Origin of the sequence: Streptomyces sp. NPDC059668, assembly GCF_042734135.1 — a bacterium.
In the GTDB taxonomy this organism is placed as follows: domain Bacteria; phylum Actinomycetota; class Actinomycetes; order Streptomycetales; family Streptomycetaceae; genus Streptomyces.
The window spans coordinates 154,121-177,203 of sequence record NZ_JBHWEL010000011.1; the positions used below are offsets into that span (position 1 = coordinate 154,121).

19 protein-coding genes are annotated in these 23,083 nt (G+C 72.1%); 9 read left to right on the forward strand and 10 right to left on the reverse strand.

Annotated features, from left to right (window positions below):
- Positions 1-128: 128 nt before the first annotated feature.
- A complete protein-coding gene (acnA, locus tag ACFV2J_RS11765; protein WP_385082474.1) occupies positions 129-2,843 on the reverse strand; it encodes an aconitate hydratase AcnA in 2,715 nt (904 codons plus the stop codon).
- A 618-nt stretch (positions 2,844-3,461) separates the two neighbouring features.
- Complete coding sequence (locus ACFV2J_RS11770) at positions 3,462-4,169, reverse strand: SDR family oxidoreductase (RefSeq protein ID WP_385082472.1); 708 nt, start codon at positions 4,167-4,169, stop codon at positions 3,462-3,464.
- A gap of 101 nt (positions 4,170-4,270) precedes the next feature.
- Here ACFV2J_RS11770 and ACFV2J_RS11775 point away from each other — a divergent pair, with 101 nt between their 5' ends.
- The 3 genes from ACFV2J_RS11775 (at position 4,271) to ACFV2J_RS11785 (ending at position 7,309) form a co-directional block, all read left to right on the forward strand.
- Positions 4,271-5,107 carry a helix-turn-helix transcriptional regulator gene (locus ACFV2J_RS11775; RefSeq protein ID WP_385082470.1) on the forward strand — a complete coding sequence of 279 codons (837 nt, stop codon included), beginning with the start codon at positions 4,271-4,273 and terminating at the stop codon, positions 5,105-5,107.
- Positions 5,108-5,252: 145 nt separating this feature from the next.
- Positions 5,253-5,450: a DUF4236 domain-containing protein gene (locus ACFV2J_RS11780; RefSeq protein ID WP_153288106.1), complete on the forward strand. Its 198-nt coding sequence runs from the start codon at positions 5,253-5,255 to the stop codon at positions 5,448-5,450.
- Between the two features lie 329 nt (positions 5,451-5,779).
- Positions 5,780-7,309 (forward strand): helix-turn-helix domain-containing protein, encoded by a 1,530-nt coding sequence (locus tag ACFV2J_RS11785; RefSeq protein ID WP_385082469.1) that lies wholly within the window; start codon positions 5,780-5,782, stop codon positions 7,307-7,309.
- A gap of 84 nt (positions 7,310-7,393) precedes the next feature.
- On the opposite strand, the gene ACFV2J_RS11790 is transcribed toward ACFV2J_RS11785, so the two are convergent.
- Positions 7,394-7,837 (reverse strand): DUF6299 family protein, encoded by a 444-nt coding sequence (locus ACFV2J_RS11790; protein ID WP_385082468.1) that lies wholly within the window; start codon positions 7,835-7,837, stop codon positions 7,394-7,396.
- 243 nt (positions 7,838-8,080) lie between these two features.
- Between ACFV2J_RS11790 and ACFV2J_RS11795 the strand changes: the two genes are divergently transcribed.
- Positions 8,081-8,275 (forward strand): DUF5999 family protein, encoded by a 195-nt coding sequence (locus tag ACFV2J_RS11795; protein WP_385082467.1) that lies wholly within the window; start codon positions 8,081-8,083, stop codon positions 8,273-8,275.
- A 28-nt stretch (positions 8,276-8,303) separates the two neighbouring features.
- Here ACFV2J_RS11795 and ACFV2J_RS11800 read toward each other — a convergent pair whose 3' ends face one another.
- Both ACFV2J_RS11800 and ACFV2J_RS11805 read right to left on the reverse strand, forming a co-directional pair.
- A complete protein-coding gene (locus ACFV2J_RS11800) occupies positions 8,304-8,702 on the reverse strand; it encodes a RidA family protein (protein WP_385082466.1) in 399 nt (132 codons plus the stop codon).
- Positions 8,699-9,871 carry an acyl-CoA dehydrogenase family protein gene (locus tag ACFV2J_RS11805; protein ID WP_385082465.1) on the reverse strand — a complete coding sequence of 391 codons (1,173 nt, stop codon included), beginning with the start codon at positions 9,869-9,871 and terminating at the stop codon, positions 8,699-8,701. The genes ACFV2J_RS11800 and ACFV2J_RS11805 overlap by 4 nt, the downstream gene beginning before the upstream one ends.
- A gap of 243 nt (positions 9,872-10,114) precedes the next feature.
- Here ACFV2J_RS11805 and ACFV2J_RS11810 point away from each other — a divergent pair, with 243 nt between their 5' ends.
- Positions 10,115-11,815: an AMP-binding protein gene (locus ACFV2J_RS11810; protein WP_385082464.1), complete on the forward strand. Its 1,701-nt coding sequence runs from the start codon at positions 10,115-10,117 to the stop codon at positions 11,813-11,815.
- 15 nt (positions 11,816-11,830) lie between these two features.
- A complete protein-coding gene (locus tag ACFV2J_RS11815) occupies positions 11,831-12,649 on the forward strand; it encodes a PaaX family transcriptional regulator C-terminal domain-containing protein (protein ID WP_385082462.1) in 819 nt (272 codons plus the stop codon).
- A 34-nt stretch (positions 12,650-12,683) separates the two neighbouring features.
- Here ACFV2J_RS11815 and ACFV2J_RS11820 read toward each other — a convergent pair whose 3' ends face one another.
- Both ACFV2J_RS11820 and ACFV2J_RS11825 read right to left on the reverse strand, forming a co-directional pair.
- Positions 12,684-14,951 (reverse strand): bifunctional salicylyl-CoA 5-hydroxylase/oxidoreductase, encoded by a 2,268-nt coding sequence (locus ACFV2J_RS11820; protein WP_385082486.1) that lies wholly within the window; start codon positions 14,949-14,951, stop codon positions 12,684-12,686.
- Between the two features lie 110 nt (positions 14,952-15,061).
- Positions 15,062-15,889, reverse strand: a complete 828-nt coding sequence (locus tag ACFV2J_RS11825; protein WP_385082461.1) for an enoyl-CoA hydratase family protein — start codon at positions 15,887-15,889, stop codon at positions 15,062-15,064.
- 351 nt (positions 15,890-16,240) lie between these two features.
- On the opposite strand from ACFV2J_RS11825, the gene ACFV2J_RS11830 reads away from it, so the two are divergent.
- Positions 16,241-16,693, forward strand: coding sequence for an ATP-binding protein (locus ACFV2J_RS11830; protein ID WP_385082459.1), 453 nt, complete (start codon positions 16,241-16,243; stop codon positions 16,691-16,693).
- Here ACFV2J_RS11830 and ACFV2J_RS11835 read toward each other — a convergent pair.
- The 3 genes from ACFV2J_RS11835 to ACFV2J_RS11845 all read right to left on the reverse strand — a co-directional run bounded on the left by ACFV2J_RS11835 (position 16,653) and on the right by ACFV2J_RS11845 (position 20,989).
- Positions 16,653-18,224 carry an amino acid permease gene (locus tag ACFV2J_RS11835; protein WP_385082457.1) on the reverse strand — a complete coding sequence of 524 codons (1,572 nt, stop codon included), beginning with the start codon at positions 18,222-18,224 and terminating at the stop codon, positions 16,653-16,655. The two genes, ACFV2J_RS11830 and ACFV2J_RS11835, sit on opposite strands and share 41 nt — an antisense overlap.
- A gap of 150 nt (positions 18,225-18,374) precedes the next feature.
- Entirely contained in the window at positions 18,375-19,382 is a 1,008-nt protein-coding gene (gene argF, locus ACFV2J_RS11840; RefSeq protein WP_385082455.1) for an ornithine carbamoyltransferase, read from the reverse strand.
- Positions 19,383-19,765: 383 nt separating this feature from the next.
- Positions 19,766-20,989, reverse strand: coding sequence for an arginine deiminase (locus tag ACFV2J_RS11845; RefSeq protein ID WP_385082454.1), 1,224 nt, complete (start codon positions 20,987-20,989; stop codon positions 19,766-19,768).
- Between the two features lie 163 nt (positions 20,990-21,152).
- Between ACFV2J_RS11845 and ACFV2J_RS11850 the strand changes: the two genes are divergently transcribed.
- Together ACFV2J_RS11850 and ACFV2J_RS11855 are read left to right on the forward strand one after the other, a co-directional pair.
- Positions 21,153-22,196, forward strand: a complete 1,044-nt coding sequence (locus ACFV2J_RS11850; protein WP_385082453.1) for an SPFH domain-containing protein — start codon at positions 21,153-21,155, stop codon at positions 22,194-22,196.
- Positions 22,193-23,083 (forward strand): hypothetical protein (locus tag ACFV2J_RS11855; RefSeq protein WP_385438340.1); only part of this gene is annotated, 891 nt, incomplete at its 3' end. The genes ACFV2J_RS11850 and ACFV2J_RS11855, both read left to right, overlap by 4 nt.

Genomic DNA, 23,083 nt, shown 5'->3' on the forward strand with positions numbered 1-23,083 from the left:
GCCGCGCCCGGCGCGGCGGCCCCCCCCCCCCCCCCCGCGCGCGCCCGCCCCCCCCCCCCCCGCGCCCGCCCCCCCGCCCCCCGCCCCCCCCCCCCCCGCCCGGTGCTCCGGATCGCCTGCCGCGAGGGCTACTTGGCGATCAGGTTGCGCAGCACGTACTGCATGATGCCGCCGTTGCGGTAGTAGTCCGCCTCGCCGGGGGTGTCGATGCGGACGACCGCGTCGAACTCGACACCGCTGTCCGTGGTGACCTTCACCGTGCGCGGGGTGGTGCCGTTGTTGAGCTCCTCGACACCGGTGAAGGAGAAGGTCTCCTCGCCGGTGAGACCGAGGGTCTCCGCGGTGGCACCCTCCGGGAACTGGAGCGGCAGGACGCCCATGCCGATCAGGTTCGAACGGTGGATGCGCTCGTAGGACTCGGCGATGACAGCCTTGACGCCGAGCAGCGCGGTGCCCTTGGCGGCCCAGTCGCGGGACGAGCCGGAGCCGTACTCCTTGCCGGCCAGGATGACCAGCGGGATGCCCTGCTCGATGTAGTTGCGCGAGGCGTCGTAGATGAACGCCACCGGCGCGTCGGCCTGGGTGAAGTCCCGGGTGAAGCCGCCCTCGGTGCCCGGCGCGATCTGGTTGCGCAGGCGGATGTTGGCGAACGTGCCGCGGATCATGACCTCGTGGTTGCCGCGGCGGGAGCCGTAGCTGTTGAAGTCACGGCGCTCGACGCCGTGCTCCGTGAGGTACTGGCCGGCCGGGGTGTCGGCCTTGATGGCACCGGCCGGGGAGATGTGGTCGGTGGTGACCGAGTCGCCCAGCTTGGCCAGCACGCGGGCACCGGCGATGTCGTTGACCGGGGACGGCTCGTGCGCCATGCCCTCGAAGTACGGGGGCTTGCGGACGTAGGTGGACTGCGGGTCCCACTCGAAGGTGTTGCCGGTCGGGATCGGCAGCGCCTGCCACTGCGCGTCGCCCGCGAAGACGTCCTGGTAGGACTTGTTGAACATGTCCTCGCCGATGGCGTTCGCCACGACGTCGTTGACCTCGGCCTCGGAGGGCCAGATGTCGGCCAGGAAGACCGGCTTGCCCTCGGTGTCGGTGCCGAGCGCGTCGCGGGTGATGTCCACCTTCATGGAACCCGCGAGGGCGTAGGCGACGACCAGCGGCGGGGAGGCCAGGTAGTTCATCTTGACGTCGGGGTTGATCCGGCCCTCGAAGTTCCGGTTGCCGGAGAGGACCGACGTGACCGCGAGGTCGTGGTCGTTGACGGCCTTGGAGACCTCCTCCGGCAGCGGGCCGGAGTTGCCGATGCAGGTGGTGCAGCCGTAGCCGACGAGGTTGAAGCCGACCTTGTCGAGGTAGGGGGTGAGCCCGGCCTTGTCGAAGTAGTCGGTGACGACCTTGGAGCCCGGGGCGAGGGTGGTCTTGACCCACGGCTTGCGGGTCAGGCCCTTCTCCACGGCCTTCTTCGCGACGAGCGCGGCGGCGACCATGACGTACGGGTTCGAGGTGTTGGTGCAGGAGGTGATGGCCGCGACCGTCACCGCGCCGTGGTCGATCTCGTAGGTCGAGCCGTCGGGGGCCGTGACCGTGACCGGGTTGGACGGCACGCCGTTGCTGGCGGCCGGCGAGTCGGAGGCCGGGAAGGACTCCTTGCCCGCCTCGTCGTCGTCGGCGACGTAGTTGCGCACGTCGCTCTTGAACTGCTCGGCGGCGTTGGCGAGGACGATGCGGTCCTGCGGGCGCTTCGGGCCGGCGATCGAGGGGACGACCGTGGAGAGGTCGAGCTCCAGCTTCTCGGAGAAGTCGGGCTCGGCGGCCGGGTCGAGCCAGAGGCCCTGCTGCTTGGCGTACGCCTCGACAAGCGCGAGCTGCTGCTCGGAACGGCCGGTCAGCTTCAGGTACTTGATGGTCTCGCCGTCGATCGGGAAGATCGCGGCGGTGGAGCCGAACTCCGGCGACATGTTGCCGATGGTGGCGCGGTTGGCCAGCGAGGTGGCGGCCACACCCTCACCGTAGAACTCGACGAACTTGCCGACGACGCCGTGCTTGCGCAGCATCTCGGTGATCGTGAGCACCAGGTCGGTGGCGGTCGTGCCGGGGGTGAGCTCACCGGTGAGCTTGAAGCCGACGACGCGCGGGATCAGCATGGAGACCGGCTGGCCGAGCATCGCGGCCTCGGCCTCGATGCCGCCGACGCCCCAGCCGAGGACGCCCAGGCCGTTGACCATCGTGGTGTGGGAGTCCGTACCGACGAGGGTGTCGGGGTAGGCCTGCCCGTTACGGACCATGACCGTGCGCGCCAGGTGCTCGATGTTCACCTGGTGGACGATGCCGGTGCCCGGCGGGACCACCTTGAACTCGTCGAACGCGGTCTGGCCCCAGCGCAGGAACTGGTAGCGCTCCTTGTTGCGGCCGTACTCCAGCTCGACGTTCTGCGAGAAGGCTTCGTGGGTGCCGAACTTGTCGGCGATGACGGAGTGGTCGATGACCAGCTCGGCCGGGGCCAGCGGGTTGATCTTCGCCGGGTCGCCGCCGAGCTCCTTGACGGCCTCGCGCATGGTGGCGAGGTCGACGACGCAGGGCACGCCGGTGAAGTCCTGCATGATCACGCGGGCGGGCGTGAACTGGATCTCCTGGCTGGGCTGGGCCTGGGAGTCCCAGTTGCCGATGGACCGGATGTGGTCGGCGGTGATGTTCGCGCCGTCCTCGGTCCGGAGCAGGTTCTCCAGCAGCACCTTCAGGCTGTACGGAAGGCGAGCCGAGCCTTCCACCTTGTCCAGCCGGAAGATCTCGTACGACTCGTCGCCCACCTGCAGCGTGCTGCGGGCGTCGAAGCTGTTCGCCGACACGACAGTCTCCTTCATTGATGTGCGCGTTCCCACCGCATCCTGCCGCCACGATCTCTTGGCCGATCCGCTAAGGTAAGGCTAAGTTAGGCATGCCTTACCGATGGCGGCTGCGGTGCGCCTCGGCAGATATCTCGATGTCGAGATAACTCTAGTACATGGGGGCGGGCTGGTCATGCCCGGCCTGCCTGTGACGTCTCCGCGCGCCCGGCCGGGTCTCGCTCGCGCCGTCCACGGCCGGGGCGGATCGCACCTGTCCGACCGGCGCCGCCGGCGTCCGTCGCACGGTCGCGGCAGTCCGCCCCGGGAACGCCCGGCACCACGAGCGTGTCGCCGACCACCCGGACTCGGCGGGCGCGGGAGCCTTGGTTACCGGGGTCTCCACGCCCGGGGTGCCTGTCACCCGGGCCTCTGTCGCCCGGGGTCCCTGTCGCCAGGGGCCTCTGCTGCCCGGGGTCCCTGCCACCCGGGGTCCCTGTCGCCAGGGGCCTCGGTTGCCCGAGGTCTCGGTGCCCGAGGTCACCGTCACCCAGACGATCGGTCACCTCGGGTCACCGTCACCCGGTCGATCGGTCACCTCGGGTCACCGTCATCACAGGGCTCGGTCCCCAGGGGTCACCGTCACCAGGGAAGGGGGCCCTCGATGTCGAAGTAGCCTCCGGTCGGGCCGTCCGGGCCCAGCTGGGCCGTGCGGACGATGATCTCGGCACCCTCCTCGACGGTCTGGGTGCCCGTGTGCCCGTTCAGGTCCGTCGCGGTGTAGCCGGGCTCCACGGCGTTGATCCGGATCTCCGGGAAGGCCTTGGCGAACTGCACGGTGATCATGTTGACCGTGGTCTTCGACGCCGGATAGGCGACCCCGGGGTAGGCGTGCGTGGGCGTGTCGGGGGCACTGACCCGGGTCAGCGACGCCAGTCCGCTGCTGACGTTCACGATGACCGGGGCCGCCGAGCGCCGCAGCAGGGGCAGGAACGCGTGGGTGACGCGTACGACCCCAAAGACGTTCGTCTCGAAGATCGACCGCATCATGTCCGCGGTCAGGTCCGCGGCGCCGACGACACCCCCGTCCGCGGTCCGCCCCTCGATGCCGGCGTTGTTGATCAGTACGTCGAGGCCGCCGTCCGCCTCGATGGTCTTCGCCGCGGCGGCGACGGACGCGTCGTCGGTGACGTCGAGCACGACCGCGCGTGCCCCCAGTTCCCCGGCGGCCCGGCGCCCGCGCTCCGGGTCCCGGCTGCCGACGTAGACGGTGTGGCCCGCGGCGACGAGTCGGCGGGCGGTCTCGAAGCCGAGACCCTTGTTCGCTCCGGTGATGAGTGTGGTCGTCATGGCTCCAGGTTGCGGCCGGGCGGCGGGGCCGGCCAGGAGTCCCGTCTTCCTGGGACTCCCAGTACCAGGCAGGTCCGCGCCGCGCGGTGCACAGTGGAGCCATGGCGAGCACGGAGTTCGGGCGGACGGTACGACGCTGGCGTGACCGGGTCTCCCCGGAGGCCGCCGGGCTCCCTGCCGGCGGGCAGCGGCGGGCGGCCGGGCTGCGGCGCGAGGAACTCGCCCTGCTGGCCGGGATCTCGGTCGACTACGTCACCCGTCTCGAACAGGGCCGGGCGGCCCATCCGTCGGAGCAGGTCGTCGAGGCGCTCGGCCGGGCGCTGCGGCTGTCCGCCGTCGAGCGCGAGCACCTCTTCCATGCCGCCGGGCTGGTCCCGCCGGGACGGGGCACGGTACCCGGCTATCTCACGCCGAGCGTGCAGCGGCTGCTCGACCGGCTGACGGGGACCCCCGTGGCGGCCTACGACGCGGCATGGACGCTGCTGGTGGCCAACCCGCTGTACGCGGCCCTGCTGGGCGACCCGTCGGGGTGGCGCGACCAGGAGCGCAACGGGGTGTGGCGCGCCTTCCTCGGTCCGGCCGGCCGGGTACGCCACACCCCGCAGTCACGGCGGGCGCTGGAGACCGCGCTCGTGAGCGACCTGCGGGCGACATCGAGCCGGTATCCGGCCGACCGGCAGGTGCAACGGCTGGTCACGGAACTGCGCGCGGGCAGCGACCGGTTCGCCGAGCTGTGGGACTCCGGAGCCGTCGGCCGCCAGGAGGCCTCGCGCAAGACCGTCGACCACCCCCAGCTGGGCCCTCTCACCCTGGACTGCGACATCCTCAGCGTCGCCGGGAGCGACCTGCGCATCATGGTCTACACGGCCGAGCCCGGCACGCAGGACGCCGAACGGGTCGCGCTGCTCGGTGTGCTCGGCACCCAGACACTGGCCTGAACAGGGCCGATGCCCAAGGCAGTTCGCGTACGGAGACATTTCACGGGTGTCGGAGATCCGTAGGCGGCCCCGGGCCGATTTCGGGGTACCCGGTGTCCGAGCCGGGACGCACCCGGTGTCGCGAACCACCTCTAGGGGGCCCTCGATGGCAATCACCTTCCGCAAGAGCTTCCGCATCCTTCCCGGCGTGCGGCTGAACATCAACCGGCACTCGTGGTCGATCACCACCGGCGGGCGGCACGGACCGCGGCAGACCCACAGCAGCACCGGACGCAAGACCACGTCGATGGACCTGCCGGGCCCCTTCGGCTGGCGCCGCACGACGCGGCGACGGGACCACTGACGCCACCCGGCCCGCTGCCGCCCATGTGAAGGGGCGAGCACGCCGGTTGGCCGCCCGTGACGGCGGTGACGCGCACGGACGACGCGCACGGTGGGGGACGGGCGAGCCCGGTCCCCCACCGCGGCCACCACCGGCGGGACGGAGGCGTCGGCCGAGAGGAATGAAAGGCGCGAAAGGCAGAAAGGACAGGAAAGGTAGGAAGTGACGCACGCCCTCCCTTTCCTCCCGACCTGGCCCGAACTCCCTTGCGAGTCCGCCCCACTGACCACCGTCACCCGGATGGGTGTACCCCATTTCTCTTTATCTCACATGAGATATACGGTCACGCCATGGCAGACGACTACCTCGTACGCATCGGCAAGCTCATCCGTGACGCCCGTCAGCACCGGGGCTGGACCCAGTCGCAGCTCGCGGAGGCTCTCGGCACCAGCCAGAGCGCCGTCAACCGCATCGAGCGCGGCAATCAGAACATCAGCCTTGAGATGATCGCCCGTATAGGCGAAGCCCTGGACAGCGAGATCGTGTCCCTGGGCTACGCGGGTCCGATGCATCTGCGCGTGGTCGGCGGACGGCGGCTGTCCGGATCGATCGACGTGAAGACCAGCAAGAACGCCTGCGTCGCCCTGCTGTGCGCGACGCTCCTCAACAAGGGCCGCACGGTGCTGCGCCGGGTGGCCCGGATCGAAGAGGTCTACCGCCTGCTGGAGGTCCTCGGTTCGATCGGCGTCCGCACCCGGTGGATCAACGACGGTGTCGACCTGGAGATCGTGCCCCCGGCCCAGCTGGACATGGAGGCCATCGACGCCGAGGCGGCCCGCCGTACGCGGTCCATCATCATGTTCCTCGGCCCGCTGCTGCACCGCATGGACCAGTTCAAGCTGCCGTACGCGGGCGGTTGCGACCTGGGCACCAGGACCATCGAGCCGCACATGATCGCGCTGCGCCGCTTCGGGCTCGACATCGCCGCCACCGAGGGGCTCTACCACGCCCGGGTGGACCGCTCGGTCTCCCCCGCCCGTCCGATCGTGCTGACCGAGCGCGGCGACACGGTGACCGAGAACGCGCTGCTCGCCGCGGCCCGCCACGACGGCGTGACCGTCATCCGCAACGCCTCCTCCAACTACATGGTCCAGGACCTGTGCTTCTTCCTGGAGGCCCTGGGTGTACGGGTGGAAGGCATCGGCACCACGACGCTCACCGTGCACGGTGTGCCCACCATCGACGTGGACGTGGACTACTCGCCCTCGGAGGACCCGGTCGAGGCGATGAGCCTGCTCGCCGCCGCGGTCGTCACCGAGTCGGAGCTGACGGTGCGCCGGGTGCCGATCGAGTTCCTGGAGATCGAGCTCGCCGTCCTGGAGGAGATGGGCCTCGACCACGACCGTACGGCGGAGTACTTCGCCGACAACGGCCGTACGCGGCTGGTGGACCTGACGGTCCGGCCCTCCAAGCTGGAGGCGCCGATCGACAAGATCCACCCGATGCCGTTCCCGGGTCTGAACATCGACAACGTCCCGTTCTTCGCCGCCATCGCGGCCTCCGCCCAGGGCAAGACGCTGATCCACGACTGGGTGTACGACAACCGGGCGATCTATCTCACGGACCTCAACCGCCTCGGCGGCCGGCTCCAACTCCTCGACCCGCACCGGGTGCTGGTGGAGGGCCCGACCCGCTGGCGCGCCGCCGAGATGATGTGCCCGCCCGCGCTGCGGCCCGCCGTGGTCGTCCTGCTCGCGATGATGGCGGCCGACGGGACGTCCGTGCTGCGCAACGTGTACGTCATCAACCGCGGTTACGAGGACCTGGCCGAACGGCTCAACTCGCTCGGGGCGCAGATCGAGATCTTCCGGGACATCTGATAAGCGAGCGCCGCGGGGGCCCCCCCCCCCCCCCCCCGGCGGGGGGGGGGGGGGGTGGGGGGCCCCCCGCGTCTCCGCGACGTCTCAGCTCTCCGTGAGGGTGATGTCCTGCTGCCGCACCGCGTGGAACTTCGGCAGCGGCAGGCCGCCCGGGCCGGGGCTCAGTTCCATCAGCGTGGCCTCGACATGGGCGGCCCCCGGCCGGAGGGTGCCGGGCTCGCGCTTCTCGGAGTTGGTCCAGCGGTGCGCCACCCCGTCGCAGACGGCCGCGGTGCCGCCGATGCCCTGCCGCACCCGGGAGTCGTCCTGCCACACCGACGAGGAGACGAGCACCGGGCCGGTGCCCGTCAGACACCGGTAGGTGCCGGAGAGCGTGATGGTGCCGTCCGCGGCGAGGTGACCGGTGGTGTCGACGGTGAGTGCGTCGTACGGGTCCGACAGGCCGGCCGCGGACGCGGCGACGGCGGACGGGGCGAGCAGCAGGAGCGCGGCGCCGGTGGCCGCGCCGATGACCTGGCGCAAGGACATGGAAGTACCTCCTGAAACGTGGAAGGCTCCACAGGTACCGGCCCCGCGTGCCCAGGGCGGTGATCATCACCCCTTTGGTGGCGAGTCCGCCCCACGCGTCATGGGAACGTTCGAGAGTTGTCCGTGTGTTGTCACGCTTCTCGACCGGCGGTTCCGATGAGTTCGCCGCGGGAGCATGGTCTTGACTATGCGAGGCGGCGACAGCGCCGCAGGCACTCATCGCATCCGACGTGGAGGTGCGCCATGTGTTCCCACCAGGCTCTGTGCCCGTCCGTGGACTCCAGCCTTCCGCACGTGGTGTCGGCCCACCACGAGCAGGGGTGGAGCCTGCTGTGCAACGGCGCGATCGTCTTCGACGACAGCGGCGAACTGCTTCCCGACGGCAGTGTGGTCGCTCCGCACCGGGTGTTCGCCGAGCAGCTCACCGTCGCCGCCTGACCGCCACCCGTACCGCGCCGGCGCCGCGCTACGCCAGTACCGCGAAGCCGTCGAGTTCGACCAGGGCGCGTTCGTCCCACAGGCGTACGACGCCGACGACGGCCATCGCGGGATAGTCGCGCCCCGCCAACCTCCGCCAGACACGCCCGAGTTCGGCGGCGTGAACGCGGTAGTCCGCGACGTCGGTGGCGTAGACGGTGACCCGCGCGAGGTCGGCCGGGGTTCCCCCCGCCGCCCGCAGCGCGGTGAGCAGGTTCGTCAGCGCCCGCTCGAACTGCTCCGGCAGGGTCTCGCCGACCACCTTCCCGTCCGTGTCGAGCGCCGTCTGGCCCGCCAGGAAGACGACACGGGTGCCAGTGGCGACGACGGCGTGCGAGAAGCCGGTGGCCGGGGACAGCTCGGCCGGATTGAGACGCTCGGTGCTCACGGTGCCTCCCGTCGGGCGTACAACTCCTTGGCGATGACGGCCCGTTGGACCTCGCTCGCCCCCTCGTAGATTCGGGGGGCGCGGACCTCCCGGTAGAGGTGTTCGAGGAGATGGCCGCGGCGCAGGGCGCGGGCGCCGTGCAGCTGGACCGCCGCGTCGACCACGTACTGGGCCGTCTCGGTCGCCAGCAGCTTCGCCATCGCCGCGCGCCGGGGCACGTCCGGTGCCCCCTCGTCGTACGCCGCCGCGGCCGCGTACACCATCAGGCGGGCCGCCTCCGTGCGCAGCGCCATCTCGGCGACCTGGTGGGCCACCGTCTGCAGGTCCTTCAGCTTCCCCCCGAACGCCTCGCGCCGGGCGGTGTGCGCGAGGGTCGCCTCCAGGGCCGCTCCCGCCATGCCGACCGCGAAGGCGCCCACGCTCGGGCGGAAGAGGTTGAGGGTGCCCATCGCGACCCGGAAGCCGCGGTCGGGTTCACCGAGGACGTCGTCCGCCGTGACCGGTACGGCGTCGAAGGCGAGGGCGCCGATCGGGTGCGGCGAGAGCATGTCGAGCGGGGCCCCGGTGAGGCCGGGCCGGTCGGCGGGGACCAGGAACGCGGTGACCCCGTGGGCACCGGCGCCCGCGGTGGTCCGCGCGAAGACCGTGTAGAGATCGGCCTCGGGTGCGTTCGAGATCCAGCACTTCTCCCCGGTGAGCCGCCAGCGCCCGGCGCCGTCGGCCTCGGCGACGGTCCCGGTGCCGCCCTCGTCGCTGCCCTCGGCCCGGTCCGCGCGCAGCGTCAGCGCGGCCGCGTCGGAGCCCGCGGCCGGCTCGCTGAGGGCGAAGGCGGCCACCGCGGTGCCGTCCGAGACGCGCGGGATCCAGTACGCGCGCTGGGCCGGGGTGCCGTACGCGTGCACCGGATACGCGCCGAGACCCTGGAGGGCGAGCGCGGTCTCGGCCTCCGTACAGACGTGGGCCAGGGACTCCCGCATCAGGCACAGGTCGAGGGCGCCGGAGGTGAACAGCCGGGCGAGCAGCCCGAGTCGGCCCAGCTCGGCGACGAGGGGGCGGTTGACGTGCCCCGGCTCGCCCTTCTCGGCGAGTGGGCGCAGCCGCTCCGCGGCGAGCGCACGCAGCTCGGCGCACCAGGCGGTCTGCTCCGTGTCGAGCGAGAAAGCGGTCACGGTCGGTCCCCTCTCCCCTGCGGGACCCCAGGCTATCGCGAGACATTGACTGTCGTCACCAACACGATACGCTCCTTGTGCGCAACCGAGAGCCGAGCCACAGCCCACGCACCACGTGAACACGACCACGTGAACACGCACGACGTGAACACGCACCATGCGCCGCACCACGTGCCACCAACCACGCGCCACAGGACGCGGGTTGGGAGCCGCGAGCCCACCACGACAAGGGGGCGAACCTCCATGGACCCCGGCGACACCCTGGAGCCGACGATCTCGGCCCATCTCGACACCTTCGCCCGCGACCACCTCCCGCCCCCGGAACAGTGGCCCCGACTCCCCGTCGAACTGCCCGAGTTGCACTATCCGGACCGGCTCAACTGCGCCGCCGAGCTGCTCGCCGGCGGGCGTCCGCAGCGCCCCGCCTTCCGCACGCCGTCCGGTGATTTGTGGACGTACGGACAGCTCCTCGCGCGCGTCGACCGCATCGCCCATGTGCTGACCTCCGAGCTGGGCGTGGTGCCCGGAAACCGGGTCATGCTCCGCGGGCCCACCACGCCCTGGCTGGCCGCGTGCTGGCTGGCGGTCCTGAAGGCGGGCGCGATCGCCGTCACCGTGCTCGCCCAGCAGCGCCCGCACGAGCTGACCACCATGGGCACGATCGCCCGGGTGACCCACGCCCTGTGCGACATCCGGTCGGTCGACGACCTGGCCGCGGCGGACCTCCCGGGGCTGCGGATCACGACGTACGGCGGTGACGCCCCCGACGACCTGTTGCTGCGGATCACGGGCGCGCCCGACGAGCCCTTCACGGCCGTGGACACCGCCGCCGACGACGTCGCGCTGATCGCGTTCACCTCGGGCACGACCGGCCGCCCCAAGGGCTGTGTGCACTTCCACCGCGACGTGCTGGCGACCGCGGACACCTTCTCCCGCCATGTGCTCAGGCCCCGCGAGGACGACGTCTTCACCGGCAGCCCCCCGCTGGGCTTCACCTTCGGGCTCGGCGGACTCGTCGTCTTCCCGATGCGCGCGGGCGCCTGCTCCCTGCTGCTCGAACAGGCGGGCCCCAGGCAGCTGTTGCCCGCGATCGCGGAGCACCGGGTCTCCGTGCTGTTCACCGCGCCGACCGCGTACCGGGCGATGCTGACCGAACTGGACGGGTACGACACGACGTCGCTGCGGCGCTGTGTGTCGGCGGGTGAGAACCTGCCCGCCGCGACCTGGGAGGCCTGGCTCGCCCGTACCGGGCTGCGCGTCATCAACGGCATCGGCGCCACCGAGCTGCTGCACATCTTCATCTCGGCGGCCGACGAACGGATCAGACCCGGCACGACGGGCCTGCCCGTCCCCGGATGGCAGGCACGCGTGGTCGACGCGAGCGGGAAACCGGTACCGGACGGCGAACCCGGCCTCCTCGCCGTACGCGGCCCGGTGGGCTGCCGCTATCTCGCCGACCCACGGCAGCGGGAGTACGTGCGCGACGGCTGGAACATCACCGGTGACACCTATGTCCGCGACGCCGACGGCTACTTCCGCTATGTCGCCCGCGCCGACGACATGATCGTCTCGGCCGGGTACAACATCGCGGGACCGGAGGTCGAGGACGCCCTGCTGCGCCATCCGGACGTCGTCGAGACGGCGGTCGTGGGCCGCCCCGACGAGGCACGCGGCCAGGTCGTGGTGGCGTACGCGGTGCTGCGGCCGGGCGCGCCACGGGACCCGGAGGTGCTGCGCGCCTTCCTCAAGTCCGAGCTCGCGCCGTACAAGTGCCCCCGGGAGTTCGTCTTCCTGGACGTGCTGCCGCGCACGGCGACGGGGAAGTTGCAGCGGTTCCGGCTGCGCACGACCGTCCCCGCCCAGGCCGCCCCCGGGAGTGGGCCGTCCGCCGGGGGTGAGCCGGCCCCCGGGGACGGGTTGCCCACCGGCGGCGGTTCCACGTGATCTTCGAGCACTAGAGTGATCGATGTGTCAGAGCAGCGCGCCCCCCGGTCCCTCATCGTCACGTTCTACGGCGCGTACGGCCGTTTCATGCCCGGCCCCGTGCCGGTGGCCGAGCTGATCCGGCTGCTCGCCGCGGTCGGCGTCGACGCGCCCTCCGTGCGCTCGTCGGTCTCCCGGCTCAAGCGCCGCGGGCTGCTCGAACCGGCGCGCACCGCGGCGGGCGCGGCGGGGTACGGGCTGTCGCCGGACGCGCGCCAGCTGCTCGACGACGGCGACCGGCGGGTGTACGCGACGGCGCCTCCCGAGGACGACGGCTGGGTGCTCGCCGTCTTCTCCGTGCCGGAGTCGGAGCGCCAGAAACGGCACGTGCTGCGCTCACGGCTGGCCGGTCTCGGTTTCGGGACGGCCGCGCCCGGCGTGTGGCTCGCTCCGGCCCGGCTGTACGAGGAGACGCGGCACACCCTCGCGCGGCTGCGGCTCGATCCGTACGTGGAGCTGTTCCGCGGGGAGCACCTGGGCTTCGCGGCGACGGCGGACGCGGTCGCGCGCTGGTGGGACCTGAGTGCGATCGCCAAGGAGTACGAGGAGTTCCTCGACCGGCACGCGCCCGTGCTGCGCGCCTGGGAGCGGCGCGCGGACACCCCTCCCGAGGAGGCGTACCGCGACTACCTGCTCGCCCTGGACACCTGGCGCCACCTCCCGTACACCGATCCGGGACTTCCCGTCGCGCTGCTGCCACGGGGCTGGCCGGGCGCCCGTTCGGCCACCGTCTTCCGGGCCCTGCACGAGCGGTTGCGTGACGCGGGGGCGGGCTTCACCGAGCTGCCCGCGTAGCTCACGCGAGCCCGCACGGCACCCGCGGCTGCCCTCAAGTCCCCAGTGAGAGGCGGGGCCTGGGGGCGTCGGTGCGTCCGGTCTGCGGGGGCCTGCTGCCCGCGCGATAGGGCTTCGGCCAGGTCACTCCCGGGCCCTCGTACCCCTGCTCGGCCGCCGCGTGCAGGGTCCAGTGCGGATCGTAGAGGTGCGGCCGGGCGAGCGCGCACAGATCCGTACGCCCGGCCAGGATCAGCGAGTTGACGTCGTCCCACGAGGAGATCGCGCCGACGGCGATCACCGGCAGGCCGGTCTCGTGGCGGATCCGGTCGGCGTACGGCGTCTGGTACGAACGCCCGTACTCGGGGCGCTCGTCCGCCACCACCTGGCCGGTCGACACGTCCACCGCGTCCGCGCCGTGCGCGGCGAAGGCCCGTGCGACGGCGACCGCGTCGTCCCCGGTGGTGCCGCCCTCGGCCCAGTCGGTGGCGGAGATGCGGACGGTCATGGGACGTTCCTCCGGCCACACCGCCCGTACGGCGTCGAAGACCTCCAGCGGGAAGCGGAGCCGGCGTTCCAGCGAGCCGCCGTAGGCGTCGGTGCGCCGGTTGGTCAGTGGCGAGAGGAACCCGGAGAGCAGGTAGCCGTGGGCGCAGTGCAGTTCGAGGAGGTCGAAGCCGCAGCGCGCGGCACGCCAGGCGGCGGCCGCGAACTGCTCGCGGATGTCCGTCAGTTGCGCGCGGGACAGCTCGCGGGGTGCCTGACTGTCCGGCCGGTACGGGATCGGGGAGGCGGCCACGAGTGGCCAGTTGCCCTCCTCCAGCGGCTCGTCGATGCCCTCCCACATCAGCTTCGTGGAGCCCTTGCGGCCGGAGTGGCCGAGCTGCACGCCGATGGCGGTGCCGGGCGCCTGGGCGCGCACGAAGCCGACGATCCGGCGCCAGGAATCGCCCTGGCGGTGCGTGTAGAGCCCCGCGCAGCCGGGTGTGATGCGGCCCTCGGCGCTCACGCACACCATCTCGGTCATCACCAGGCCGGCGCCGCCGAGCGCGCGTGCTCCCAGGTGGACGAGGTGGAAGTCGCCGGGGACGCCGTCCACGGCCGAGTACATGTCCATCGGGGAGACCACGACCCGGTTGCGCAGGGTCAGGCCGCGCAGCCGCAGCGGTGTGAACATCGGGGGCGTGCCGGGCGGGCAGCCGAACTCGCGCTCGACCGCGGCCGTGAAGTGCGCGTCGCGCAGCCGCAGGTTCTCGTGGGTGACCCGGCGGCTGCGGGTGAGGAGGTTGAAGGCGAACTGGCGTGGGCGCTGGCCGACGTACAGGCCCACGTTCTCGAACCACTCCAGGCTCGCGCGGGCCGCGCGCTGGGTGGACGCGACCACCGGGCGCCGCTCCTCCTCGTACGCGGCGAGTGCCTCGTCGAGCGTGGGCCGCTCCCGTAGGCAGGCGGCGAGCGCGAGCGCGTCCTCGACGGCGAGCTTGGTGCCCGAGCCGATGGAGAAGTGCGCGGTGTGCGCGGCGTCGCCCAGGAGCACCAGATTGCCGTGCGACCAGCGGTCGTTGACCACCGTGCGGAAGGTGGTCCACGCCGACTTGTTGGACCGCAGCCGCCGTCCGCCCAGGGCGTCGGCGAAGATCTTGGCGCACCGCTCGACGGACTCCTGCGTGTCCAGTTCGGCGAACCCGGCGGCCCGCCACACCTCCTCGCGCATCTCGACGATGACGGTGGAGGCGTCGGCCGCGTACGGGTAGGCGTGCAGTTGCATCACCCCGTGCTCGGTGTCCGCGATCTCGAAGCGGAAGGCGTCGAGGGCGAAGTCGGCGGCCAGCCAGATGTAGCGGCACCGGTGTTCCTCCACGGAGGGTCGGAACACGTCCGCGTACGCCTCCCGTGTCGGGCTGCGCACCCCGTCGGCGGCGACGACCAGGTCGTACGCCCCGGTCAGCTCGGCCGGCGCCGGTGCCTCGGCCCGGAAACGCAGCTCGACGCCGAGCGAGCGGCACCGTTCGTGCAGGATCTCCAGCAGCCGGCGCCGGCCGAGCGCCGCGAACCCGTGGCCGCCCGAGGTGTGGTGGACGCCTCGGTGCACGATGTCGATGTCGTCCCAGCGCACGAACTCGTCCTGGAGCGCCGCGTACACCACCGGGTCGGCGTGCTCGATGCCACCGAGCGTCTCGTCGGACAGGACGACGCCGAAGCCGAAGGTGTCGTCGGGGGCGTTGCGCTCCCACACGGTGATCTCACGGCCGGGGTCGAGCCGCTTGAGGAGGGCGGCGGCGTACAGCCCGCCGGGTCCGCCGCCGACGACGGCGACGCGCAGCGGCGCGGCGGGCCGCCCGGCGGCGGCCGGCGAGCGCGGCGCGGGGCTCGCGGCCGGCGGCACTGGGAGTGCCGGTTCCGGGTCGCCCGGATCGCGGGGGGTGGCCACGGCTATCGCCCCCGCCACTTCGGGGAGCGCTTCTCGGTGAAGGCGGCGTGGAACTCGGCGTAGTCCTCGCCGTTCATCAGCAGGGCCTGTGTCGAGGCGTCCATCTCGACGGAGGCGGCGAGCGGCATGTCCAGTTCGGCGGTGAGCAGCGCCTTCGTCTGGGCGTACGCGAGGGCGGGCCCGGCCGCCAGGCGGTGGGCCAGTGCCTGCGCGGCCTCGTCGGCGTGCCCCTCCTCGGTCAGCTCGCTGATGAGGCCGATCCGCTCGGCCTCGGGCGCGCGCACGGGGTCGCCGAGCATCAGCAGCCGGGTCGCGTGGCCGAGCCCGACGACGCGCGGCAGCAGATAGGCGGCGCCCATGTCGCCGCCGGACAGTCCGACGCGGGTGAAGAGGAAGGCGAAGCGGGCGCTGGGGTCGGCCACCCGGAAGTCGGCCGCCAGCGCGAGCACGGCTCCGGCGCCCGCGGCCACACCGTGCACCGCCGCGATCACCGGGAAGGGGCACTCCCGTACGGCGCGCACGACCTGTCCGGTCATCCGGTTGAAGTCGAGGAGCTGGGCGGTGTCCATGGAGAGCGTGGCGCCGATGATCTCGTCGACGTCGCCCCCCGAGCAGAAGCCGCGGCCCTCGCCGGCCAGCACCAGGGCACGCACCGACCGCTCCCGGGAGAGCTCGGCGAGCAGGTCGCGCAGGTCGGCGTAGGCGCCGAAGGTGAGGGCGTTGAGTTTCTCGGGCCGGGCCAGAGTCACGGTGGCGACCCCGTCGGCGAGCTCGTACCTCAGGTGCCGCCACACGGCGGTGCGGGCGGCTGAGCCGGTGAAGGGACTCATGACGGACGGCCTCCTCGGGCGGGGCGGCGGTCTGCGCGGCGGGACCGCCCACGCTCTCCCCGAAGTTATCACCAGTCTGTGACTGTCGTCACGAGTGCGCGATAACCCTGGCGTGAAGCGACCGCCGCCCGGCACCCCCGCCCCTCACCCGTGACCGGGTAACAGAACCTCGATAGCCCGGTAACGACAGGAGCGCCCGACGGGAGGCGGGCCGTCGACCTGGGTAGCCACCCTCACGCCGGCCGAAAGTCCCGGGAGGAACCTGCCGAACGTCCCGCGAAGTGCCCGCCGGGCGCCTCTGCCCGGCCGCGCCGTACCATTCGTAAAGTTGAAAGCAGGACAGCCTGCTCCATGAACGGACCCCCCTTGCACGACACCCCCGCCCCCGCCTCCTGGCGCATCGCGCTGCCGCACACCGCCGCGGCCGTGCCGGTGGCCCGCGCCCTGGTCCGCACCGCGATGGCCGAGCTGGAGCACTCGGCCGACAGCGACACCGCGGAGCTGCTCACCGCGGAGCTGGTGGCCAACGCCGTGGAGCACACCGCCGGGGACGGTCCCATAGAGCTGGTCGTGGAGCTGATGGCGACCGGTTGTCAGGTCGAGGTGCACGACCCGGACCCGGCGCCGCCGGGCGATCTCACCGTTCCCGGACCGGTCGAGGCACCCGACCCCTGGCAGGAGCACGGGCGCGGCCTCCTGCTCATCCGCACCCTCAGCTCCTCCTGCGGTCACCGCCCGACCGACTCCGGCAAGGCCGTCTGGTTCAGGCTTCCCGTGGTGCCGGCTCAGCGGCGGCCCGCGTGACCCCGGCCGGCCGGGCGAGCAGCGAGCGACGGCGCCCGTAGAGGACGTACACCAGGAATCCGGCCAGCAGGAACCCGGCGAACTGGATCCAGGTCGTCCAGCCCGTCTCGTACATCAGATACAGACAGAAGCCGACGCCGAGCAGCGGTACGACGGGGTACAGCGGCACCCGGAACGTACGCGCGAGACCCGGCTCCCTCCTCCGCAGCGCGATCACCGCGACGTTCACGGCGGCCATGGTGGCGAGGGTGCCGATGGTCGTCAGGTTGACGACGGCGTCGAGGGGGGCGAAGGCGGCCGGGACGGCGAAGACGAGCGCGACGATCAGGGTTCCCGCGACCGGCGTCGACGTCCTCGGCGAGATCCTCTCGAAGACACGCGGGACGAGCCCGTCGCGGGACATCGACATGAGGACGCGGGTCTGTCCGTACATCACCGCGAGCACCACCGAGGCGATGGCGACGACCGCGCCGAAGGCGACGACCGCGCCGCCGACCGTGGAGCCGGTGACCACGTCGACGACGTACGAGAGCGCGGCGGGCCTGCCGCCGACCGCGTCGCCGCCGACCGCGCCGATCGCCGCGACGGCGACGGCGCAGTAGAGCAGGGTGACCAGGCCGATGCAGACCAGGATGGCGACGGGGATGTCACGGCGGGGGTTCTTGGCCTCCTCGCCGGCGGTGGTGATCGCGTCGAACCCGATGTACGAGAAGAAGGCGGCCGTGGTGCCCGCGCCGATGCCGCCGAGACCGGCCGGTGAGAACGGGGTGAGGTTGCCGTCCTCGAAGGCGCTGAACCCGATCGCGCAGAAGGCGACGAGCACGACCAGCTTGAGCAGGGCCATGGCCGCGGTCGCGCGGGCGCTCTCGCGCACCCCGCGGACCAGGAGCACCGCGGCCAGCCCGATCACGACGACGGCGGGCAGGTTGACGACTCCGCCGTCGGAGGGTCCGGCGGAGAGCACCGCCGGGAGCTGGGTGCCCGTGAGGCTGTGCAGCAGTTCGTTCACGTACTGGCTCCAGCCGACCGCGACGGCCGACACGGAGACGCCGTACTCCAGGAGCAGGCACCAGCCGACGAGGAAGGCCGTGCCCTCGCCGAGTCCCGCGTAGGCGAAGGAGTACGAGGATCCGGAGACCGGGATCGCGCCGCCGAGCTCGGCGAAGGCGAACGCGGTGAAGACGCAGGTGATCGCCGCAAGGACGAACGAGACGACCACGGCGGGTCCGGCCTGCGCGACCGAGTCGGACAGGCCGACGAAGATCCCGGTGCCGACGATCGCGCCGACCCCGAAGCAGATGAGCTGGAAGAGGCCCATGGTGCGCTTGAGGCCGTGGCCCTCGCGGTCGGCGCCGGATTCGGCGACGAGGAGCGCCGGGGACTTGATACGGAGGGCGCGCGGCGCGCGGGGTGTGCCCGGGGCCCGGGTCGCGCGCGGGGCGCGGGGTTCGGCGGGAGCCTCGGTGGTGGTGCGGGGCGCTGGGGACGCGTGGGGGGATGCGGGCGTGCGGGTGGTGCGTGGAGCGGGCATGCGGGTGGTGCTCATTTCCGGTGGTGCGGGGTGCGACGGTGGGGTGTCCCCCCGCTCGGACGGAGCCGAGGGCTGGGTGGGAGTCGCGTGGCGGCCGCGGAAGGGGTGGCTCCGGACCGCCGGTCAGGATATGGCCTGCGGCGACGCCGCTCAGGCCAGGGTCGCGACCAGGATCGCCTTGATGGTGTGCAGCCGGTTCTCGGCCTCGTCGAAGACGACCGAGTGCGGCGACTCGAACACCTCGTCGGTCACTTCGAGCGAGTCGAGGCCGTGGGTGGCGTGGATCTCGCGGGCGACCTTGGTGCCGAGGTCGTGGAAGGCCGGCAGGCAGTGCAGGAACCGCACGTCCGGGTTGCCGGTGGCGCGCAGCACGTCCATGGTCACGGCGTACGGGGACAGGTCGGCGATGCGCTCGTCCCACACCTCCTTGGGCTCGCCCATGGACACCCAGACGTCGGTGGCGACGAAGTCGGCTCCCCGGACGCCCTCGCCCAGGTCCTCGGTGAGGGTGACGCGGCCGCCGCCGGCCGCGGCGAGTTCACGGGCCCGCGCGATGACCGGGTCGGCCGGCCAGTAGGCCCGCGGGGCGACGATGCGGACGTCCATGCCGAGGAGCGCGCCGGTGACCAGGTAGGAGTTGCCCATGTTCATACGGGCGTCACCGAGGTAGGCGAAGGCGATCCCGTCGAGGGGCTTGGCGCAGTGCTCGGTCATCGTGAGCACGTCCGCGAGCATCTGGGTGGGGTGCCAGTCGTCGGTCAGACCGTTGTAGACGGGCACACCGGCGTACGCGGCCAGTTCCTCGACGGAGGCCTGGCTGTCACCCCGGTACTCGATCGCGTCGAACATCCGGCCGAGGACACGCGCGGTGTCCTTCACGGACTCCTTGTGGCCTATCTGCGAGCCGGACGGGTCCAGATAGGTCGTCGAGGCGCCCTGGTCGGCGGCGGCGACCTCGAAGGCGCAGCGCGTACGGGTCGAGGTCTTCTCGAAGATCAGCGCGATGTTCCTGCCGCGCAGGTACGGGGTCTCGGTCCCGGCCTTCTTGGCCGCCTTCAGCTCGGCGGCCAGCTCGATCAGACCGCGGAACTCCTCTCCGGTGAAGTCCACCTCCTTGAGGAAGTGTCGGCCGGCGAGGGCGGTCGGGACTGTCGCCATGGGGGCGCTCCTGGGGGCTGCGGTGGGGAAAGGGGGACACGAGTGAGGACTTTTGGAATTCTATACGATACCCAACATTTCTATACGGAGCCGGTGCGGTCGGCACGCGTCTGACGTCCCTGACCCCTGACGCCCCCGCTCATGGTTCCGGTCCACGCGGGCGGCGGTGGCGGGCGCACGACGGGGCCGGCCCGGGTCGTTCGAGGTCCGGCGGCGGACCCGGACGACCGGCGACCGGTTCCCCGGCGACCGGCGACCGGCGACCGGCGACCGGCGACCGGCGACCGGCGACCAGGCAGGCTCAGGTTCAGCTCCGGCTCCCGCTGGAAGCCGGAGGAAGTGCGGGCGGAGCTGCTCCGAGGAACGTGGGGCGGTACCGGAGCCTATACGGGCGCCCGTTCGACCGGGCAGCTCATACAACGGGGGCCGCCCCGGCCGCGGCCGAGCTCACTGCCCGGGATCTCTATGACCTCGATGCCCTGTTTGCGCAGATGCGTGTTGGTGGTCGCGTTCCGCTCGTAGGCGACCACGACGCCCGGTTCGACCGCCAGGACGTTGCACCCGTCGTCCCACTGCTCGCGCTCGGCCGCGTGCACGTCCTGGGTGGCGGTCAGGACACGGATCTCGCTGAGCCCGAGCGCCGCGGCGATCGCGCGGTGCATGTGCTCCGGAGGATGGTCGGTGACCTTCAGCTCCTTCTCCCCCACCCCCGGCTCGATGGTGTACGAGCGCAGCATGCCGAGCCCCGCGTACTGGGTGAAGGTGTCGCCGTCCACCATCGTCATCACGGTGTCGAGGTGCATGAAGGCCCGCCGCTTCGGCATGTCGAGCGCCACGATGGTGCGGGCCGAGCCGGCGGCGAACAGCTTGTGCGCGAGCATCTCGACGGCCTGGGGAGTGGTCCGTTCACTCATGCCGATGAGGACCGCGCCGTTGCCGATGACCAGGACGTCACCGCCCTCGATGGTCGACGGATAGTCCGCCTGCCCCTCCGACCACAGATGGAAGGACTCGTCCCGGAAGAGCGGGTGATGCCGGTAGATCGCCTCGAAGTGCACGGTCTCGCGCTGCCTGGCCGGCCAGCGCATGGCGTTGATGGACACCCCGTCGTAGATCCAGGCGGAGGTGTCCCGGGTGAAGAGGTGGTTCGGCAGCGGGCCGAGCAGGAAGTCGTCGAGGTCCATGGCATGGAAGCGCACGGACATGGGTTCCGGGTGGACGTCGAGGAACTCCCGCTTGGTCATGCCGCCGACGAGCGTGGCGGCCAGCTCGTCGGCGGGCAGCGTCTCGAAGGAGGCCCGCAGGTGGTCGGTCGCGAGCGGCCCGTACTCCTTCTCGTCGAAGACCCGGTCCAGGACGAGCGAGCGGGCGGCCGGGATCTCCAGCGACTCGGCGAGCAGGTCACCGAAGAGATGGACGGCGACCCCCCGGTCACGCAGCACGTCCGCGAACCCGTCGTGCTCCGCTCGGGCCCGGCGCACCCACAGCACGTCGTCGAAGAGCAGCGCGTCCTTGTTGCTGGGGGTGAGCCTTTTCAGCTCCAGATCAGGCCTGTGCAGGATGACGCGGCGCAGCCGCCCGGCCTCGGAGTCGACATGGAATCCCATGCCTCCATCCTGACCATCCGGACGCCCGTTCACCCGCGGATCGAGCCGACCCGGACCACTTGATTTCGTCCTCTTGACGATAACCGGAACCCCGATTATCGTCTCACTGACGACAACAGAGGACGAAGGGTCGCCGGGACCGCCCGGTGACAAGGGGGTATCCATGGCCGACATCACCCGGCGTCTCGGCTGGCGCCATCTGCGCGGGGCGCCGACCGCCCACGTCCGCCACCACCGGTCGGGCCGGCTCGTGCACGACGGCCCCGGGCTCAGCTTCTGGTACCGCTCCCTCACCGCCGCGCTCTCCGAAGTACCGGTGGACGACCGCGAACTGGCGATGACCTTCCACGCCCGTACGTCCGACTTCCAGGACGTCGCGGTGCAGGCCACCGTCACCTACCGCATCAGCGACCCGGGGGTCGCGGCAGGGCGCCTGGACTTCTCCATCGACCCCGACACGGGCGTCTGGCGCGGCGCGCCCCTCGAACAGCTGGGGACCCTGCTGACCGAGACGGCCCAGCAGCACGCCCTGGACGTCCTCGCCCGTACGCCCCTGGCGGCGGCCCTGGTGGACGGCGTCGCCTCGGTGCGCGAACGGATCGCGGGCGGCCTGGCCGCCGAACCCCGGCTCCCCTCCACGGGCATCGAGGTCGTCGCCGTACGTGTCGTGGCACTGCGCCCCGAGCCCGAGGTGGAGCGGGCCCTGCGCACCCCGGCCCGCGAGCAGATCCAGCAGGAGGCCGACCGGGCGACGTACGAACGGCGGGCCGTCGCGGTCGAGCGGGAGCGGGCGATCGCCGAGAACGAGCTCGCCAGCCAGATCGAACTCGCCCGGCGCGAGGAGCAGTTGGTCGACCAGCGCGGCACGAACGCGCGCCGTGAGGCGGAGGAGCACGCAGCGGCGGACGCGGTGCGCGCCGGGGCGGAGGCGGCACGGACGGTACGTCTGGCGGACGCCGAGGGCACCCGCGTGGTGCGGCTGGCCCAGGCCGAGGCGCAGGCCGCGCGCGAGGTCGGCGAGGCGCGGGCCGTGGCCCAGGCCGCCTGGCTGCGGGTCCACTCGGACGTGGACGTGGCCACGCTGCACGCCCTGACGGGCACCCGGCTCGCCGAGAACCTGCCGCGCATCGACAGCGTCACCGTGTCGCCCGACGTCCTGACCGGCCTGCTCTCGCGGCTCGGCGGGAGCCCGGGAGAGCAGGCGTGAGTCTCGCCCCGCGGGCCGTGCTCGTCCATCGCACCACGGAGTACGAGGAGTTGGTGGCCCGGCACGGGACGCACGGGCAGGCGGCGTTCTTCCTCACCTCACGCGGCCGGGACATCGAGGAGGTCGCGGAGCGGAGCCGCCGGAACCGGCGGGCGCTGGCGGAGGTCGCCTCCGCGGTGCCGCTGACATGGCGTCAGGCCCGGGTCGAGCGCGGCGACCTGGACCGGTTCCTGTTCGCTCCCGAGGACGTCGTGGTCGTGGTGGGGCAGGACGGCCTGGTCGCCAATGTCGCCAAGTACCTGTCCGGGCAGCCCGTGATCGGGATCGACACCGATCCCGGGCGCAATCCCGGCGTGCTGGTGCGGCATCGGCCCCGGGACGCGGGCGCCCTGCTCGCGTCGGCGCACGCGGGCCGGGCGGACGAGCTGACCATGGTCGAGGCGGTCGCGGACGACACGCAGCGGCTGCTGGCGCTCAACGAGATCTACCTGGGAGCCGCGGGTCATCAGACGGCCCGCTATCGGCTGGGGCTCGACGAGTACGGGGGTGCCGTCGAGCCCCAGGCCTCGTCCGGGGTGCTGGTGGGCACCGGGACGGGGGCGAGCGGGTGGCTCCGCTCGGTGTGGCAGGGGCGGGGCGGCGCGTTGCCCCTGCCCCGCCCCACGGACGAACGGCTGATCTGGTTCGTCCGCGAGGCCTGGCCGTCGCCGGTCACGGGGACGTCGCTCGTGGCCGGGGAGCTCGGGGGATCCGGTCGGTTGTCGCTCACCGTCGAGTCCGATCGGCTGATCGCGTTCGGGGACGGGATGGAGGGGGACGCGGTGGAGTTGGTGTGGGGGCAGACGGTTCGGGTGGGGGTGGCGGGGGTGAGGTTGCGGCTGCTGACC

Bases quoted from the DNA above. Each gene is read 5' to 3' on its own strand.
- ACFV2J_RS11845 (WP_385082454.1), bottom strand. From the start codon at position 20,989: ATGGGATTCCATGTCGACTCCGAGGCCGGGCGGCTGCGCCGCGTCATC.
- ACFV2J_RS11780 (WP_153288106.1), top strand. From the start codon at position 5,253: ATGGCAATCACCTTCCGCAAGAGCTTCCGCATCCTTCCCGGCGTGCGG.
- ACFV2J_RS11785 (WP_385082469.1), top strand. From the start codon at position 5,780: ATGGCAGACGACTACCTCGTACGCATCGGCAAGCTCATCCGTGACGCC.
- ACFV2J_RS11775 (WP_385082470.1), top strand. From the start codon at position 4,271: ATGGCGAGCACGGAGTTCGGGCGGACGGTACGACGCTGGCGTGACCGG.
- ACFV2J_RS11790 (WP_385082468.1), bottom strand. From the start codon at position 7,837: ATGTCCTTGCGCCAGGTCATCGGCGCGGCCACCGGCGCCGCGCTCCTG.
- ACFV2J_RS11770 (WP_385082472.1), bottom strand. From the start codon at position 4,169: ATGACGACCACACTCATCACCGGAGCGAACAAGGGTCTCGGCTTCGAG.
- ACFV2J_RS11795 (WP_385082467.1), top strand. From the start codon at position 8,081: ATGTGTTCCCACCAGGCTCTGTGCCCGTCCGTGGACTCCAGCCTTCCG.
- ACFV2J_RS11810 (WP_385082464.1), top strand. From the start codon at position 10,115: ATGGACCCCGGCGACACCCTGGAGCCGACGATCTCGGCCCATCTCGAC.
- ACFV2J_RS11825 (WP_385082461.1), bottom strand. From the start codon at position 15,889: ATGAGTCCCTTCACCGGCTCAGCCGCCCGCACCGCCGTGTGGCGGCAC.
- ACFV2J_RS11850 (WP_385082453.1), top strand. From the start codon at position 21,153: ATGGCCGACATCACCCGGCGTCTCGGCTGGCGCCATCTGCGCGGGGCG.
- ACFV2J_RS11830 (WP_385082459.1), top strand. From the start codon at position 16,241: ATGAACGGACCCCCCTTGCACGACACCCCCGCCCCCGCCTCCTGGCGC.
- argF (WP_385082455.1), bottom strand. From the start codon at position 19,382: ATGGCGACAGTCCCGACCGCCCTCGCCGGCCGACACTTCCTCAAGGAG.
- ACFV2J_RS11835 (WP_385082457.1), bottom strand. From the start codon at position 18,224: ATGCCCGCTCCACGCACCACCCGCACGCCCGCATCCCCCCACGCGTCC.